At 62.3% G+C, this 16996-nt stretch carries 13 protein-coding genes and 1 pseudogene; 9 read left to right on the top strand and 5 right to left on the bottom strand.

The window, feature by feature from the left end:
* Window positions 1-166 precede the first annotated feature (166 nt).
* The 4 genes from QMK22_RS14890 to QMK22_RS14875 are packed head-to-tail and all read left to right on the top strand — an operon-like array spanning window position 167 to window position 7312.
* On the top strand, window positions 167-1726 hold the full coding sequence (locus QMK22_RS14890) for a type I restriction-modification system subunit M (RefSeq protein ID WP_283498434.1): 1560 nt from the start codon (window positions 167-169) through the stop codon (window positions 1724-1726).
* A complete protein-coding gene (locus QMK22_RS14885) occupies window positions 1723-3216 on the top strand; it encodes a type I restriction-modification system subunit M (RefSeq protein WP_283498432.1) in 1494 nt (497 codons plus the stop codon). Before QMK22_RS14890 ends, QMK22_RS14885 begins: the two co-directional genes overlap by 4 nt.
* Entirely contained in the window at window positions 3213-4376 is a 1164-nt protein-coding gene (locus QMK22_RS14880) for a restriction endonuclease subunit S (RefSeq protein WP_283498431.1), read from the top strand. The genes QMK22_RS14885 and QMK22_RS14880 overlap by 4 nt, the downstream gene beginning before the upstream one ends.
* The gene (locus tag QMK22_RS14875; protein WP_283498430.1) at window positions 4376-7312 is read left to right on the top strand and encodes a type I restriction endonuclease subunit R; all 2937 of its coding nucleotides are present in this window, start codon (window positions 4376-4378) and stop codon (window positions 7310-7312) included. The genes QMK22_RS14880 and QMK22_RS14875 overlap by 1 nt, the downstream gene beginning before the upstream one ends.
* 13 nt (window positions 7313-7325) lie before the next feature.
* Here QMK22_RS14875 and QMK22_RS17595 read toward each other — a convergent pair.
* The 3 genes and pseudogenes from QMK22_RS17595 to QMK22_RS14865 form a co-directional block, all read right to left on the bottom strand.
* A pseudogene (locus QMK22_RS17595) lies at window positions 7326-7451 on the bottom strand (IS21-like element helper ATPase IstB); the annotation flags it as partial.
* 60 nt (window positions 7452-7511) lie between these two features.
* Window positions 7512-8108, bottom strand: coding sequence for a hypothetical protein (locus QMK22_RS14870; RefSeq protein ID WP_283498429.1), 597 nt, complete (start codon window positions 8106-8108; stop codon window positions 7512-7514).
* Window positions 8105-8998, bottom strand: a complete 894-nt coding sequence (locus QMK22_RS14865; protein ID WP_283498428.1) for a ParA family protein — start codon at window positions 8996-8998, stop codon at window positions 8105-8107. The genes QMK22_RS14870 and QMK22_RS14865 overlap by 4 nt, the downstream gene beginning before the upstream one ends.
* 208 nt (window positions 8999-9206) lie before the next feature.
* Here QMK22_RS14865 and QMK22_RS14860 point away from each other — a divergent pair, with 208 nt between their 5' ends.
* Entirely contained in the window at window positions 9207-10346 is a 1140-nt protein-coding gene (locus tag QMK22_RS14860; RefSeq protein WP_283498427.1) for a coiled-coil domain-containing protein, read from the top strand.
* 281 nt (window positions 10347-10627) lie between these two features.
* On the opposite strand, the gene QMK22_RS14855 is transcribed toward QMK22_RS14860, so the two are convergent.
* Window positions 10628-12586, bottom strand: coding sequence for a hypothetical protein (locus tag QMK22_RS14855; RefSeq protein ID WP_283498426.1), 1959 nt, complete (start codon window positions 12584-12586; stop codon window positions 10628-10630).
* A 515-nt stretch (window positions 12587-13101) separates the two neighbouring features.
* On the bottom strand, window positions 13102-13362 hold the full coding sequence (locus QMK22_RS14850; protein ID WP_283498425.1) for an ArsR family transcriptional regulator: 261 nt from the start codon (window positions 13360-13362) through the stop codon (window positions 13102-13104).
* A 165-nt stretch (window positions 13363-13527) separates the two neighbouring features.
* Between QMK22_RS14850 and QMK22_RS14845 the strand changes: the two genes are divergently transcribed.
* From QMK22_RS14845 to QMK22_RS14830, 4 genes are all read left to right on the top strand, one after another.
* Window positions 13528-13992, top strand: coding sequence for a hypothetical protein (locus tag QMK22_RS14845; protein ID WP_283498424.1), 465 nt, complete (start codon window positions 13528-13530; stop codon window positions 13990-13992).
* A gap of 61 nt (window positions 13993-14053) precedes the next feature.
* Window positions 14054-14467, top strand: a complete 414-nt coding sequence (locus QMK22_RS14840; RefSeq protein WP_283498423.1) for a hypothetical protein — start codon at window positions 14054-14056, stop codon at window positions 14465-14467.
* Window positions 14467-15447: a hypothetical protein gene (locus QMK22_RS14835; protein WP_283498422.1), complete on the top strand. Its 981-nt coding sequence runs from the start codon at window positions 14467-14469 to the stop codon at window positions 15445-15447. Before QMK22_RS14840 ends, QMK22_RS14835 begins: the two co-directional genes overlap by 1 nt.
* Entirely contained in the window at window positions 15444-16631 is a 1188-nt protein-coding gene (locus QMK22_RS14830) for an alpha/beta hydrolase family protein (RefSeq protein WP_283498421.1), read from the top strand. The genes QMK22_RS14835 and QMK22_RS14830 overlap by 4 nt, the downstream gene beginning before the upstream one ends.
* Window positions 16632-16996 lie beyond the last annotated feature (365 nt).

Raw genomic sequence — 16996 nt, 5'->3', positions numbered from 1 at the left:
AGCCTTACTGAACCGCATGAAGGCCCGTGTTTCCGGAGCTGGCGCAAACAACTTGTGGCATTCGTTGAACGATCCCCATGCGGGACGACAGCTAGGGTCGATGCCTGTCCGCGAAGGTCGTAGGCGTAGGGCACTATGAGGAGAGGACTTTGAGCAAGGGGACCGAGTGACAGAAGAGGAAGCCGCAACTCTTGCGAGCGGTCTGATTGCAACGAACGCCAATGCTCTCACGCTGAATGCGCTGCAAGGCTATCTGGCTGCCGCGGCCGACCTCCTTCGAGGATCGATCGACCAGGCCGATTTCAAGGCGTACATCTTCCCGATGATGTTTTTCAAACGGATAAGCGACGTTTATATGGAGGAGTTCGCCGAGGCGCTGGAGGAATCCGGTGGCGACCACGAGTTCGCGGCCTTCGCCGAGAACCATCGGTTCGCGATCCCCGAGGGCAACCTGTGGGCCGACGTGCGCAACCGCACCGAGAATATTGGCACCGCGCTCCAGACCGCTTTCCGAGAGATTGAGAAGGCCAACCCCGAGACGCTCTACGGCATCTTCGGCAACGCTAATTGGACCAACAAGGATAAGTTGCCCGACCGCATGCTCGCCGACCTGATCGAGCATTTCTCGACCAAGACGCTTTCCAACGCAGCAGTCGCACCGGATGTCTTCGGCAACGCGTATGAGTACCTCATCAAACGCTTTGCCGACCAGTCGAACAAAAAGGCGGGCGAGTACTACACCCCGCGCTCGGTGATCGGACTGCTCATCAACATCCTCAACCCGGTCGAAAGCGAAAGTATTTATGACCCGGCCTGCGGCACCGGAGGCATGTTGATCGAGGTTATCGAGCATGTGAAGGCCGCAGGTGGCAGCCCCAAGACTCTGTGGGGCAAGCTGTACGGCCAGGAGAAGGTTCTCGCGACTTCTGCGATCGCTCGCATGAACCTGCTGCTTCACGGCGTCGAGGACTTCAGGGTCCTCCGCGAGGACACCCTGCGAAACCCTTGCTTCTACACGGGCAACCATCTTGCCCAGTTCGACTGTGTCGTCGCTAATCCGCCGTTCTCGTTGAAGAACTGGGGTGTGGCCGAGTGGGCGTCTGACAAATGGGGCCGCAACGCTCTCGGGGGCGTCCCACCTAAGGGTTACGCCGACTGGGCGTGGGTTCAGCACATGCTCACGTCGGCTCGTCCGAAGACGGGCCGAGTCGCAGTCGTCCTGCCCCAAGGTGCGCTGTTCAGGCCGGGCACCGAAGCAAAGATCCGCACTAACATCCTCCAGTCCGATGTGGTGGACGCTGTGATCGGACTGGCACCCAACCTGTTCTATGGCACTGGCCTCGCGGCGTGCGTGCTGATCCTTCGGCTCGGCAAGTCCACTGAGAAGAAGGGCAAGGTGCTTTTCATCAACGGCGAGTCCCTGTTCAAGCGTGGCCGTAACCAGAACACCTTTGAGCCGGAGCACGCCCGGCAGCTGCTCGACGCGTATGAAACGTTCGGCTATATCGACGGCTTGGCGCGCGTCGTCGACCTCGACGACATCGCTGGTAACCACTACAACCTCAACATCCCGCTCTACGTCGCACCTGCCGACACTGGCGAGAAAGCGACTCTTGCCGACGCCCTGGCAAACCTCGAAGTCGCCCACGCACAGTCCACGAGAACCCGCGCCGGCTTGGAAGCTGAACTGGCGAAGTGGGACATTGGACAGGACATAACCGTATGAGCGAACGCATCAGCCAGCGCGAGTTGGAGGACTACCTGTGGGGAGCTGCCGTCATCCTGCGCGGCCTCATCGATGCCGGGGACTATAAGCAATACATTTTTCCGCTCGTCTTTCTGAAGCGGATTTCGGACGTATACGACGAAGAGCACGCAACCGCGATGGAAATCTACGCCGACACAGAACTCGCCGACCTTCCGGAGAACCACCGTTTCGCCATTCCCGCGGCCTGCCACTGGGGCGACATCAGGGCCCTTACCAGCGAAATCGGCGCCACAGCCCTCAATGCGATGCGCGCCATCGAGGCTGCCAACCCAGACACCCTTCCTGGCGTGTTCGGGGACGGCGAATGGGGAAACAAGAACCTGCTGCCCGACTCAACCCTTGCTGACTTGATCGAGCACTTCTCGACGGAGACCCTGTCGCTCGCGAATTTGCCGGAGGACGAGCTCGGCAACGGATACGAGTTCTTGATCAAGAAATTCGCCGACGACTCGGGTCACACGGCCCAGGAGTTCTACACCAACCGCACCCTCGTGCACCTGATGACACTAATGCTGGAGCCGCAGCCGAGCGAATCGGTCTACGACCCCACGTGCGGCACAGGCGGGATGCTGATATCCACGGCCGCCGAGGTGAAGCGTCAGGGAAAGGAGTGGCGCAATCTGCGCCTCTACGGCCAGGAACTCAATTACGGAACGTCCGCGATCGCACGGATGAATCTGTTCCTGCACGGTGTCACCGATGGACACATCGCTCACGGCGACACCCTCGCCCGGCCGGCGTTTCACGACGCCAAGGGCCAGCTCCAGACCTTCGACGTGGTGCTGGCGAACCCGCCGTACTCCATCAAGGCGTGGAACCGAGACGCGTTTTCCAACGACCCCTACGGACGCAACACATGGGGTGTCCCGCCACAGGGTCGCGCCGACTACGCCTTTTTTCAGCACATCGCCAAGAGCCTCGATCCCAAGACGGGGAGAGCCGCGATCCTCTTTCCACATGGCGTGCTCTTCCGCCGGGAGGAAGCAGCACTGCGCGAGGCACTCGTGAAGTCAGATCTGATCGAGTGTGTCCTCGGCCTCGGCGCAGGCCTGTTCTATAACTCGCCGATGGAAGCAGTTGTCATCACCTTGCGTGCCACCAAACCAGCCCAGAACAAGGGCAAAGTGCTGTTCATCAACGCGATCAACGAGGTCGCGCGCGAGCAGGCGCAGTCGTTTCTGCGCGAAACGCACAAGGCGAAGATTCTCGACGCGTACCAAAGCTTCGCCGACGTAGACCTGTTCGCGACAGTCGCAACGACCGACCAGATCGCCGACAAGTCCTACAGCCTCGCGATACCGCTATACGTTGCAGGAGCCAAGGCCGCCGACTCGGATGAGCATGTCGATGTCATCGATGCGGCCGCGGATTGGCGGGCTGCGGCCGATAACTCTGATGCTGTCATCGGTGCTGTCTTCACGCTGCTTCGATCGGAGATGTCGGCATGAGTCTCAAATTCGACAAGTCCTTCTGGAAGCACGTTGCCTTCGGTGATGTCGTCCGCAATGCGAACGAGACCCTCCGTGACCCTGAGTCTGCTGGAATCAACCGTGTTATCGCCATGGAACATCTGGACCCTGGTGAGCTGAGGATCCAACGCTGGGGATCACTCGACGAAGGCACCACCTTTACTCGCCGCGTGAAGCCAGGACAGACGCTCTTTGGCAAGCGCCGTACCTACCAACGGAAGGCCGCGTATGCCGAGTTCGACGCGATCTGCTCTGGTGACATTCTCACTTTCGAGACGGATGAGACTCAGATGCTCGCGGAATTCCTGCCGTTTCTCGTCCAATCCAACGAGTTCTTCGACCACGCCCTGGGCACTTCTGCTGGTTCGCTGTCTCCCCGCACCAACTGGCGTGACCTCTCTAAATTCGAGTTCGACCTGCCATCCCTCAACGAGCAGAGGCGTATCGTCAAACCCCTCTGGGCAGCAGGCCAGCACCGGCTGGCGATCGCCACCGAGTTGCGGAGCATGTTCGAGGCTCGGGACCGGTGGATCGAATCCGCGCTTCCACGCGAAGCCGCCGAGACTTCACTGGGCGAAGCTGCGAGCATCGCCTCTGGTGTCACCGTTGGCCCCGCCCGCCGAGCGATGTCCACCGCAGCGCCCTACCTTCGAGTGGCGAACGTCCATCGGGGCTCGCTTGAGCTTTCCGAGATCAAGGAAATCGGGGCGACAGAAGCTGAGATCGCAACAAAGGGACTCGAGCGTGGCGATGTCCTAGTGGTCGAAGGTCACGCCTCCGTGAGTGAGATCGGGCGTGCCGCGATTTGGAGTCGGGACGATTCTCTCCTGTTTCAGAACCATCTCTTCCGGGTTCGGGCGAATGCAGATTTCCGTCCGGAGTTTATCCTGGAGTGGGTCAACAGTCAGCGTGGTCGCGCCTACATTCGAACCGTCGCCAAGAGTACAAGCGGTTTGAACACAATCAACAGCACGGTGCTAAAGGCCATGCCCGTGCCGGCAATTAACCTGGCTCAACAGGATGCAATGCTCAAGGGGCTTGCTGTCATTGACGAGGGCATCGCGTCGCTCGACGCGGAAGTGGCCGCTGTTCAGGTTCTTCATGCATCTATGCTCGCTGACATCTTTGGAGGCAACTGATGACTCAGTTCGATGAGGCTGGCTCGGTGCGCGACTTCGTGCGCGACCTTGCGAAGTCATTCGACGTCACGTTCGTGCCCGGACACGAGCTGCCCCGACGAACCGACGAAGTGATGCTCGAGGGGGTGGTCAAGGGCGCCCTTATTCGGTTGAACCCGGAGATCGCGGCCGACCCGGACAAGGCCGATGAGGTCACGTACCTTCTCCGAGCCATCCTTATAGCTGCTCGCACCAGCCCGCACCCGGTGGTGGCGAACGAGGCGTTTATGGCGTGGCTCACCGGTCAGAAGTCGATGCCATTTGGTCGGAACGGCGAGCACACGACAGTCCGGCTAATCGACTTCGACAATCTTGACGATGACTCCGCGAACGAGTGGATGATTTCGACTGAGGTCACGTTTAGGCAGGGCCGGGTTGAGAAGCGGTTCGATCTAGTGCTTTGGTGCAACGGGTTCCCGCTTGTGGTCGGCGAGGCGAAGTCGGCTACCCGTCCGGCGTATACGTGGATCGACGGCGCGGCGCAGGTCCACGATGATTACGAGCAGAGCGTGCCACAGTTCTTCGTGCCGAACGTGTTTTCGTTCGCGACGGAGGGCAAGGACTTCCGCTACGGCACAGTCGGCATGCCGGTGGAGTTGTGGGGTCCGTGGCGTGAGGAGTCCACAGGCGACGACGCTCCGGTCAAGATCGGCTTGATCGCAGTACAGGAGGCCGTCGAGGGCGTATTGAACCCGGCTGCAGTCTTAGAGTTCCTGCGGTTCTTCACGATCTACGCGACCGACCGGAAGCATCGCAAGATCAAGATCATCGCTCGGTTCCAGCAGTTCCAAGCGACCAACCTGATCGTCGAACGCGTCCTGCTTGGCAAGATCAAGCAGGGCCTCATCTGGCACTTCCAGGGCTCCGGCAAGTCGCTGCTCATGGTGTTCACAGCATTGAAACTGCGAGCTATGGCAGAACTTACCAACCCGACGATCCTCATCGTGGTCGACCGCATCGACCTCGACACGCAGATCACCGGCACGTTCAACGCATCGGACGTCCCCGGGTTGGTATCGACCGATTCGCGGGCTCAGCTGCAAACACTCTTGAGTCAGGGTGCGCGAAAGGTCATCATCACGACGATCCACAAGTTCGGGGAGGCGCCTGGCGTCCTCGACGCACGTGACAATATCATCGCGATGGTCGACGAGGCTCACCGTTCGCAGGAGGGTGATTACGGGCAGAAGATGCGCGAGGCCCTACCTAACGCGTTCCTCTTCGGATTGACGGGCACACCGATCAACAAGAGGGACCGCAACACGTTCATGTGGTTCGGCTCGCCCGAGGACGAAAGCGGCTATCTGTCGCGTTATTCGTTCCAGGAGTCGATCCGCGACGGCGCGACATTGCCACTGCACTTCGAACCACGCCTGTCCGAGATTCACATCGACCAGCAGGCCATCGATGCCGCCTTTGCGGAGCTCTCGGTCGATCGGGATCTGTCCGAGCGGGAGAGGATCACGCTCACGAAGAGGGCAGCTTCGATCGAGGTGTTGATAAAGACCCCGTCACGGATCGCGAAAATTGCGGCCGACATTGCCAACCACTTCCGTGCCAAGGTCGAGCCAGAGGGGTTCAAAGCTCAGGTAGTCGCTTACGACAAGGCGTCTTGTGTCGCTTACAAGGAGGAGCTCGACAAGCACCTTGGTTCCGATGCCTCGACGATCGTGATGTCGAAGTCCCGCGGTGACTCGGCAGCCTGGTCCCAATGGACTCCTGGCGCCGAAGGGCTGGAACAGGTCGTGGCCCGTTTCAATGACCCAGCGGACCCGCTCAAGATCATCATCGTCACCGCCAAGCTGCTCACCGGCTTCGATGCGCCGATCCTCTACTGTCAGTATCTCGACAGGCCGCTTAAGGAGCACACGCTTCTGCAAGCGATCACCCGCACAAATCGTGTGTATCCGCCGAACAAGACGCACGGTCTGATCGTCGACTACCTAGGCGTCTTCGATGACGTCGCCAAATCGCTGGCGTTCGATGAAAAGTCGGTGCTGCAGGTGATCTCGAACATCGAGGAGCTCAAGGAGCAGCTCGCACCGGCTATCGTCGCCGCACTCGTGTTCTTCCCAGGAATCGACCGGACCGTCGGCGGTTACGAGGGTCTCGTCCAAGCGCAGTCGGCCATTGCCGACGAAGTCACAAAGGATGCGTTCGGGCTCGCCTACAGCATCGTCTCCCAGCTCTGGGAGACGCTCAGCCCTGACCCGATGCTGTCGCCGTATCGCGACGACTACCGTTGGCTGACCGACGTCTACGAGTCGGTTCGCCCGTCGGACATCATCGGCAGGCTCGTCTGGCACGCGCTGGGAGCCAAGACCATCGATCTAATCAACGAGCACGTCCAGGTCGAGATCCCGCAGAGCTCCGACACGATTGTTCTCGATGCCCAGACCATCGAAGATCTGATGGTAGGTAAGAGAACAGACATACCGGCCAAGGACATCGAAAGGCAGATCACCGCCCGCATCGCCCGCCACCTGAACAACCCAATATTTGTGGATCTTGGGCAGCGTTTGAACGCCCTTCGTGAGAAATATGCTGACATCCAGCAGTCCAGCCTCAACTTTCTGCGAGACCTCCTGGATCTGGCCCGGGATACTGTGGCGGCCGAGAAGGCTGTCAACGAGGTGCCGCGCGAAGAGCAGGGCAAGGCCGCGCTGACCGAGCTTTTCGAGGCCCTCAAGACGGACGAGACCCCGATCATCGTAGACAACATCGTCAACCGGATCGACGAGGTGGTGAGGGGAGTCCGCTTCGAGGGCTGGCAGTCCACGATCCGCGGCGACCAGGAAGTTCGACAAGCCCTGCGCAAGACGCTCTACATCCAGTTCAAGATCCGTGACAACGACGTCTTTGAGAAGGCCCTCAGTTACGTCTGCGAGTACTACTGAGCTAGTTGTACTCGGAGGCTTCGCGTTCGGCAACTTCTTTGGAGAGCACCGCAACCAAATACTCCTCGTGCGACCAGCCCGCGTCCCGGGCCTGGTCGCCCAGGCGGCGGCACGCTTCACTGATCCGCGGCGCCCGCAGCGCGCGGGCGCTCCTATCCGGTCTAGTGGTGCTTTCATCTCCCCCACTCCGTGAGGACCTTTAGTCTGCCGGGCTCAGGTGCAGCCGGAGAGCTTCAGCGACCAAGGCAGACCTCGAAGGGGCTCCGAGAGTGAGAACCTTGGCATCGAGCCATTCGCGCTGCTCGGCGCTCAGGCGAAGGTTCATCTGGATGCCCGCGGTCCCGCGTCGACGGCGAGCCCGCGTCGGCATCGCCTTGCCCTGCACGAGCGGCTCGACGGGCGCGAACTCGACGACGAGCCGGGCGTCAGTGACGTAGTCAAATGCCTCCACGAGCAGATCGGTGTAGGTGATGCGGCGGGCCAGGGAGACCTCCCGTGCGCGCTCGAGCGTTAGCGGTGCCAGATACACGCCGATGGTGGCCACCCCTCCCCCGCTTGCGCTCAAGGTGACGGGCCGAGTGACGGTCAATGCCTGCGGCACAGGCGCCACGGCTGGAGCCGGAGCTGCATCCGCTACGGCTGCAGCCTCGACCGAAGGCTCGGCCACCACGGGCGCCGGCGGGCGCGGCGGCAGGAGTCCCACCAAGCCGGCGGCCCGTTTCTTTGGCTCTCCCCCGCCGGTCTTTGGGGTCGTGAAGCTGGTGCCGACGCTCGAGCGCTTGATCATGCCGTTCATGCGGTCACGACCTCGTTTTGGATCTGACTCAGCGCCGTGAGAATCTCACGGGTCAAGTTCTCGTAGTCCTCCGCCAGACCGCTCGCATCGCGCACGAACAATCCATCGGCCGGCTTCTCCTTGGCCTTGAGCGCGGTGAGCCTGGCCGTGCGGTCGTCCCGTGCAGCTTGCTCCAGCTCGTGGATGAGCAACCCGCGGCTGCGCGCGTCGACGGCAGCACTGTCGAGGTGACGGATGCGAGTCTCGAATACGGGCGCGACCCCACCGAGCAGGTCCGTGAGCGCCGCGCGCACATCGCGCTCGAGTCGAACGGAACGGGAGCCGACCGCGAACAGGACGACGCCGGCGAGACGCAGGTGCGGGTTTCGGGCGGCCACGTTTTGGAACCGCTCCGCAACTCGGGCGACGCCGTCGATGCTGGCCTCGTCGGAGCGCGTCGGAATGACGACGGATGTCGCCACGGCCAGCGCGCCCTCGGCGATCACCCGGTCCCCTGGGGGCGTGTCGAGCAGGATGAGGTCGTACTCCCCCGCGATTGCGCCAAGCGTGCGCTCGAGCTGAACCCCGAAGTCGCCGGCGCCTCGTTGCTGCCAGGAAAAGTTCAGGCCGGCGATGTCGCCGACTGCCGGGCCTCCGGGCACGACATCGAGGTTGGGACGGACGTCTTTGAGCACGGGCAGACTACCCCCGGTGGCGAACGCATTGAAGAGGTCCTGCCCGTCGGACGGCGCGAATCCGAGGTCCCGCGCGATGTTGCCCTGGGGGTCGAGATCCACGATCAGGGTGCGCACGCCAGCTGCCGCGGCCAGGCCGCCGACGTTGGCCACGAGGCTGGTCTTTCCGACTCCGCCTTTACCCTGCTCAACAGCAACAGTGCGTGCAATAGCCATAATGGACTCCCTTATTGTGCAAACTGCAATAACAATTGCTATTAGCATAGCTGACCCGATAGCCCTACGCGCAGCTATAGTTTCACCCTTTAGGACTGCAATATTTAGTGCTATAACACGTACCATACGTATTGCTATAAGTGTTTAGTTCCGTTTCGTATTCAGTTACGTTCTGTTGTTTTGTATTCCGTTCTGTTACACTGACGCTATGAGCGACCAGGAGCAGACGCAGACCGAACAGCGCACGTGCCGATTCCCGGGCTGCGACCGCCCAGCGATCGCCGCCGAAGCTGGCACCGGCCGGCCGCCCGAATATTGCAATGACGAGGGCCACAATCGGGCCGCGGCATGGCGTGCCCGACGCAAGCTCACCGCCGAGCCCACCCGCAACCTCGACGACGACAAGCGCCCGGTCGACGCTGCACGCCAACGCGCAAGCGAGATCCGCGGCCAGGTCGCTGGGATGGTCGAGCATCTCGGTGTGCAGCTCAATGCCCTGGTCGAGGAGCTTCGAACCGTGGCCGACCCCGATGCCGCCGCGGCGCAGATCGAGTCCGTCACTGCGGATGCTGCGGAACAGGTGGCGGCCGCATCCGCTCGAGCGAGCCGGGCTGAACAGGCCCAACGCAAGGCAGAATCCGAACGGGTTGAGGCAGATGCTGCCGCCGTGGAAGCTTCAGAGTTTGCCGACCAGCAGAAGGCGAGTCTCGCCGGGGCCATCGAGCAGCTCGAGACTCAGGGGGAGGTCTTGAACCGAGTCACCGCTGAACTCGCTGCGACCCGGACCGCGGGGGAGACCCGCGATCTGAAGGCTCAGGCCGACCTGGCCGAGCTGCGTGAGCAGCTCACATTCACTCAAACACGCCTCACCGAAACGGAACAGGCCCGCGAGGCCGCACTGGCGCGTGCCGAGTCCGCGGCCACGGCACGCGCGGAAGCCGATGAGCGGGCCCGCGGAGCCGTTGACCGCGCAAATGCGGAAGCCGAGCGCGCGCACCGAGCCGAGGCCGACGCGGTCGGTGTGCGGGAGGAGCTCGAGAAAGCGCGTGCACAACGCGACGAACTCAGAGAAGAAACCAGCGCCCTCCGCAGCCATGTCGCCACTGTCACAGTCGAGCGCGACGCGGCCCGGGCAGACGCCGAACGGGAGACAGCGCACGGCGACCAGCGCGTCGCCGACCTGCGCCTGACTCAGGATCAGCAGCTTACCCAGCTGCGGGCCGAGCTGGCGGAAGCAAGACAGGATGCGCGTGCACAGCGCACGCGCGCCGACAAGGCCGAGGCTCAGCCCATCGAGCTGGCTGACACCGCGACGAAACCTGCCAAGTCTGTCGACCCAAAGAAGTGATGACAACTCATTTCAAGCCCCCGCATTCGGACAGCTCTGCGCCGCGTTTGTACTAGGGGTCTGAGCAGCAATGGAACGGAAACGTGCGCTAACAACAACTGGGCCGACCCGGAAACTCTAAGCGTGTTATTTATTCCGTTTCGTGAGCTGACCCAAAAATGCCCGCTATCGTCGGATATTTCACTTTTTCACAAGCCACCACTGATAGACGGTTGAACGCGTTGAAGGTCGCCGAATTGAAAGCTGGGAGGTCAGTCGCCAGGACTGGTCGTAGCGGAAATTTACGCGACAGAGAGCTGCCAGCGGTTCTCCGGATACAGCACACCCTCATCGACATAACCACGGGCCTCACGGTGGTTGGCCCGGCCGTCGCTCGAGCGTGGGTACCGGGGCCACACCCGCTCACCGGGCGCACTGGCCTCAAACAACGCCCGGCTCAACACGTGTGGCCGACGCGGTCGCTGTCTGGGCATGCTGGTCATCGTGGCACATTCAGCTAGCCACCACGCCCACACCACCCGCTCCGCCCGATACAACGCACGCCGGGCCTCCAAAACGCCAGCCACGCCGAGGACACGTGCCGCCTGGGCGCGGAGGTCCCGCCGTGACCTGGCCCACCCCTGGGGGTGTCTGATAACGAGGCGGTGTCGCTGTAGTCGGCTCAGGATCGTGGTGGTGTAGCGGGAGGAAACACCCAGTAGCCGAGCAGCAGAGTCAATCGTCAGGGCGGTATGCTCGCGCAGCAGCGCGTAGACCCTGCCCGTGAGATGACCCAGACCGGCACGAGTGAAAAGGTCATGCTGTTGGTCAGTCAGATCGTTCTCGATGGTTCGCACGAGCGAGGCTCGCAGAGAGAAAATTTCGGGAGGGGGGCGGGGGTTATTAATTAGTTGTGACCGGACTGTACGAGGGGCTGTGGAAAACTTCGGGATTAACTCCCATTCGGCGGCATTTCCGCCGTCCGAATTGCGCACCTGCTGGATGAATCCAGCATCCAGCAGAGCATGGAGGGCGTCTGCTGCGGTCGTGCGGCCCAGGCCCGACATCAGGGCCAGATCACGGATCGAGGCCGCTACAGCGTGCTTCCCGGTCTGGAGAGTCAGATAAGCCAGAGCAATCAGGACTGTGCGCTGGGAAACGGCCGACTCCTTACGACCCCAACGGCCTACATTTACCCGCAGACGAGTCAGGAGGTCATCGACGTCGGTGACGATCTGAGCCAACTCGGTTAGGTCGGCGGGCTCGTGCACGGCAGCAAGCGGTCGCTGAAGCGCCGCATACTGCTGCGCCTTGGTCCACTGGCGAGCCAACCGGTCACGGGCCTCGCCCGCACTGCGGGGGCGGCGGGTTCCACGCCCGGTGTTCTTCGTGCGGTAATGCTCCATGCCTGGGGCCGTTTTTGCAGCGTGCTCGACGTCGCCGAGCGTCCACCCGGCACTGGTCGCGGTCAACAGGCACATGAAGCCCGTCCAAGACGGGTTGCTCCCCCCGTCGACGGTCGCCATGTGGCCTTCACCGGTGGCGCTCAGGGCCCGGTGGGTGCGGTGCAAACCATCGACCGGGCCAGACGGCCGCGTGTCCACGTGGCGGAGGGCCGGTTTCCGCTCACGGAGCACCACGGCGAGCCGTTCCAGGTCGCCGGGCGTCGTCAGGGGGACGGTGAGCGCGTCGAGCCGGCCGCGGAGCACCGTCGAGGTGCTGCCGTCCCGGTGCGGCGCACCGGGCGGCCGCGCGGCGCCCTCGGCGGCATTCAGGAGCATGCCATGGTCCAGGGTTCCGTACGTAGCATGGGCCTCGCTCGCGACAGAGGCGACGATAGCGGGGGAAGCCCCACCGGCCACGCCAATCCAGACGTGACGGCCACCACCAGCCGACGACTGGCAGACCACGTGAGCAATCCCGAGCTCATCCAGGACGCCAGAAAGGGCGTCACAATCGTCGACGGCGTTCTCTACTACGTCGGGAGTCTTCGCGTCAAAGTCGAAGCACAACAACCGGAACTGATGCGCGGCATCGGCCAGACGAATGCACCACGGCGTCGTCGGTGCTACCTGCCCGACCCGGTGCAGCCTCGGGTACTGATTGATGTGTAACTGGCCGTCAGCCTCACGCACCATGGCACGCACATGGTCACGCGGACTGATGTGGCGCGTCAAATCCCAGGGGGTCCACTCAGACGTAGACACGCCGAACACCAATTCAGGTGCATCGAGCGTCACTTGCGCTATGCTCTGTTGCATAGAGAAACCTCCCGTGAGGGCTGTTGATCTGGATTAGCTCTTACCTCAGGGGCCGGGAAGCTGCAGAGGGTTTGAGCTACGAAACTTATGAAGCCCGTCGCGAAAGCGACGGGCTCTTTCGTTTAAGCGACCTGACTGATGGGCAGCTCCTCATCGTGACGAATAGATGCCTGGGGCACGAGCGCGGACAAGCCGACGTCTCGCGCGAGAACTGAAGCGATGTAATCGCTCAGAGTCATTCCTCGCTCTTCAGCGCAGTCGCGGACTGCGTCCGCGATCGGCGACGGAACACGGGAAAGCAGTGGTTGGCGATCGCCTTTGCTCTTGCGCCCGCCGTAAGTCCGTTGAGGTGGCATGACCCGACCATATCGGCTCCCTGAAACAGAAACTCCGAAGGTGGGTCGGCGTGTCGCAATGAAACGCCTGATGCCCTGTCTTTCAGCCTGCTTTATCGATGCGGATGCCGAGCACACAGCCGCGGGGGAGACGTGGATGAAGGGAGAAGCCAGCATCCGTCACCGCCCCAAAACGTAGTCGACGTGCGCCGTTGCCGCAGCGACTAGCACCGCATTGTTCAGCACGTACGTGGCCTCGGCGCTCCGGTCGCTGCGCACCTCGTCGACGAAGTCACATTCCCTCAACACGGCAAGGTCGCGGCTCACCGCACTTTCCACTGCGCGTGTCGACGACGTCAACTCACCACACGTCAACGGACCTTTCAGCGCCAAGGATCGAACGATGTTCGCGACCGAGCGTCGGGCAATAAGTTCACTCATCCGCACGTCACTTTCTACGATTCTTGAGCAGCTGGGCATGCCTAACACTCTAGGCACGTCTAGCTAGGCATGTCCAGCTGAGGTAAAATTGAGTGTGCACGTCGCGGTGACCGGGTACACGATGGGTCGGTCGCGTGAATTGTCCCAACGAGCGAGAAGGCCAGATTGACTGAACAGCGTCCCGATGACCATGAGTCCCCAGACGAACACGCCAGGTATACCCTGGCGAGCAAGCTGAACTTGCTTCTGGATGCTGTCACTGCTGAACGAGGTCAGCCTCTGACCTATCGTGAGATCGCCGCCGCTCTAGACGATCGCGGGGTGAGTCTGTCCCGTGCCCGGTGGTCGTACATGCTCAGCGGCAGCGGATACCTGGTCACCGACGAAACCCTCCTGCGCGGTTTGGCGGCGTACTTTGAGGTCAACGCCGACTATCTCCTCGGCGGTGCCGATGTCGCCGAACCCGATCGAATCGCGGCGGTGAACGAGCTGATTGCGGCCATGCGTGCGGCCAAGGTGCGCACTTTTGCCGCTCGAACGCTGGGCGAGGTTTCACCACCCACTCTGCGAGCGATAACGGAGATTCTGAACCAGGTAATCGATGGACCGGCCAGTGAAAAAAAGAACTGACGCGTCGGCTCCCGGGGATAGCCGCACCCCTCGAAAACGAGCCACTGCCGCATTTACGGCATTGGCCCTCCCCGATCGGGTGTCGATCTCGAGCATCGTGTCCCTCGTTGAGGAATCGAGAAAGACGCACATCTCGATCACAACCTCGCCGCTGCTCAACGGAACCGAAATCTGCGGGCTCTGGCTGCCCCGCGAAAATGACGATCTGATCTTCCACGCCGAAACCGATTCGGAACACCACCGGCAGCAAATCGTCTGCCACGAGCTGTCCCATATGATCTTGCGCCACGACGAGGTCGCCGGCCCGACCCTGCACGGTGTCTTGCTCGAAGCGGATGGCCCGGTGAGCGCATTCGGCCGTTCGGATTTTCGTGATGAATTCGAGTTGGCCGCCGAAGCGCTGGCCGATCTCCTGGCCAGCGCGATCCGCACCAGCACCAAAGAGCCCGAGGGCTTCGAGGGAGTCTTCGGATAATGCAACTGATCATCGCCCTGGCCCTCTGGGGACTCGTGGGCGCGCTGGCAATAGGCACCCGCCGACGCACTGATCAGAGTATTCTCTATGCCGCCGTCATGATTGCGGTCTCGCTGACTCTGAATATCGATGCTGTGTACTTCGCGACAGACGGGCTCCTCGGGGGCCGCAACTATGCGGACCTGCCCGCCAACCTCTTGCTTCTCCTGGGCGTCTACTTCCTCTCCCGGGCCATCCTGCGGGCGTCGTCACCCAGCCGCGCGCGCGCGGCGGACAGGCCGTTTCGCATCGGGGCCATCGTCACAGCCAGCCTCATGGTGACGGCCTTTGTTTTCATCGACGCGCCCGAGACCTCGGGCTCGTTCATGCAGGACTACGGCCACCAGCCGGCAGCGGCCGCCTACTCCCTAATCCAATTCACCTACCTGGGCATCGTCGTCGCTCTGACGGGAACGATCTGCCTGCGCTTTGCAGGGCGAATGAGCACCCCCGCTCGTCGGCTCGGGTTCCGCATCGTGGGCGCTGGCTGCGGCGGCGCCGTTCTCACCGTGCTCAGCGTGGTGGGCATGGACCTCGCGCACGTCTTCGGGGCGATGCCCCTCGTGGCACTGTTCGCAAGTGCCTACAACGTGCTGAATATGGCCGCGATCCTGCTCCTCTGCCTCGGGCTGTCCCTCCCACCGATTCTGGGGTGGGTCAGCAAGAGGATCGACCGGCGGAAACTGCAGGATGTTCTCCCCGACCTCACCCGAATCTGGAACGACGTGTCTGCCCAGCACGTCGAGTTGGGTGACGAGACTCACCGAAACACCCCAGGCATGGCGTCACGCGACGTCGACACCGTTGTGCACCGCACGTTGGTCGAAATCCGTGACGCTCTCCTATTCGACCCGAGCGTTCGCGATCGGCTCACCGATGAGGATCTCGCGTTGCTCACGGCGACCGAGACGCACATCGGCGCGCAGAGCGCATCCGCGTGAAATTCGGCTACGTCCTGACCGCGGGCGCTCTCGCCGTCGGCGGCATCGCTGTTGCGAACCTGGCCGTCGTCAAACAGATCGTGGGAACGGATGCGCCGAGGCGCGAACCACTCCGCGTGATCGCGGTCGACGATGCCTCCGTACCTCGCACCGTGACTCTGCCGTCAAACGAGGCGACGCGGGCGCCCGGCCACTACGCGATCTGGTTCGACTCCGGCCGCGGCTACGCGCAGCTCGGTCGGGTCATCGCCGTCGATGAACGCGCCTTCCTCGTCACGCGCGAGGTAGTCAGCTCCCGCGGTACTCCGCTTCGAGCAGGCCAACCGGCCAGGTGGAGCGGTGTCGTGCCGTCTCAAGCAACGGATGTTGGCCTGCCGTTCACCGCCGTCACCATCCCGACCGCTCTCGGTCCGGCTCCGGCCTACCGTTTCGATGCGCCTACCGACCAGCCGCCGTCCTCGACCTGGGCAATCCATATCCACGGTCAGGGCGCGACCCGGGCTGGCCCGTTGCGCGGCGTTCCGGTCGCCCACCGTGCCGGCCTCTCGTCGCTTGTGGTCTCGTACCGGAACGACCACGAGGCCCCGAGCTCGCGCGATAGAAAGTCGATGCTGGGCCAGACCGAGTGGCGCGATGTGGACGCGGCCCTCGACTACGCCATGGCCCACGGCGCCGAAAACATCATCCTCGTCGGCTGGTCAATGGGCGCGATGATCGCGCTGCAGCTCACCCGGTCATCCCGGCATCGGGAGCGAATCGCCGGGCTGTGCCTCATCGCCCCGGTCACGGATTGGCGGTCGACGATCCTCGCCGCCAGCCGTCGAGCGCGCGTGCCAGCATTCGTGACGCACTTGGCGATGCGGGCGCTACGCAGCCCGTTGTGGAGTCGGGCAACCGGCCTACAGGAGCATGTAGACCTCTCTCAACTCGACTGGATCGACGGCGACGACCTTCTCGTCCCAACCCTGGTGCTGCACAGCTCCGGCGACCGGTCCGTTCCGATCGCCCTGTCAAAGGCGTTCGCCCATGCCCACAAAGGTCTGGTCAAGCTCGTCGAGCTACCGCCAGCACCGCACACGCTCGAATGGAACAGAAGCCCCGAGCTCTGGGGGACCACCTTCTCAGGATGGCTACACCGTCTACCGTTTCAAGAAGAAGCTGGGGGTTGGGTGTCTCGCAACTAACGATGAGTACGCCAACCCGGCCAGACACTTACGAGATATAGATGTGAGAATCTCCGGCCCGCGAATTTCCGCGACACAGAGACGTGCCGTCATCGCGACAGCGCGACGCGTCGTATTCCTAGGGTTATGCGACAACTGCAAGAGTGATTGTCTGCTCGCTTCGTGCGCGGAATCAGTCGGTCGTAGGCGCTAGGTTGAACGGAAGGTTGTTCTCTAGTCGAGGGTCGTGTTGATGTCAGCGTTCCAAGAGCTGACCGAGTCGGGCGTGGTTGGACCGGAAACGGTCGATCTACTGATTCGCCTCGTGGGCCAGACGGGCCGAACCAAATCGTTTCCCCCTCCACTTGGGCATGGAAGCTGGTCGG

The organism is Cryobacterium sp. PH29-G1, from assembly GCF_030063365.1.
In the GTDB taxonomy this organism is placed as follows: Bacteria; Actinomycetota; Actinomycetes; order Actinomycetales; family Microbacteriaceae; genus Cryobacterium.
The sequence above is the reverse complement of the archived record's forward strand: the minus strand, read 5'-3'. Positions and strand labels throughout refer to the sequence as shown.

Coding starts and splice junctions, on each gene's coding strand:
- QMK22_RS14875 (WP_283498430.1), top strand. CDS start 4,376: ATGACTCAGTTCGATGAGGCTGGCTCGGTGCGCGACTTCGTGCGCGAC.
- QMK22_RS14855 (WP_283498426.1), bottom strand. CDS start 12,586: ATGCAACAGAGCATAGCGCAAGTGACGCTCGATGCACCTGAATTGGTG.
- QMK22_RS14865 (WP_283498428.1), bottom strand. CDS start 8,998: ATGGCTATTGCACGCACTGTTGCTGTTGAGCAGGGTAAAGGCGGAGTC.
- QMK22_RS14835 (WP_283498422.1), top strand. CDS start 14,467: ATGCAACTGATCATCGCCCTGGCCCTCTGGGGACTCGTGGGCGCGCTG.
- QMK22_RS14880 (WP_283498431.1), top strand. CDS start 3,213: ATGAGTCTCAAATTCGACAAGTCCTTCTGGAAGCACGTTGCCTTCGGT.
- QMK22_RS14885 (WP_283498432.1), top strand. CDS start 1,723: ATGAGCGAACGCATCAGCCAGCGCGAGTTGGAGGACTACCTGTGGGGA.
- QMK22_RS14870 (WP_283498429.1), bottom strand. CDS start 8,108: ATGAACGGCATGATCAAGCGCTCGAGCGTCGGCACCAGCTTCACGACC.
- QMK22_RS14850 (WP_283498425.1), bottom strand. CDS start 13,362: ATGAGTGAACTTATTGCCCGACGCTCGGTCGCGAACATCGTTCGATCC.
- QMK22_RS14860 (WP_283498427.1), top strand. CDS start 9,207: ATGAGCGACCAGGAGCAGACGCAGACCGAACAGCGCACGTGCCGATTC.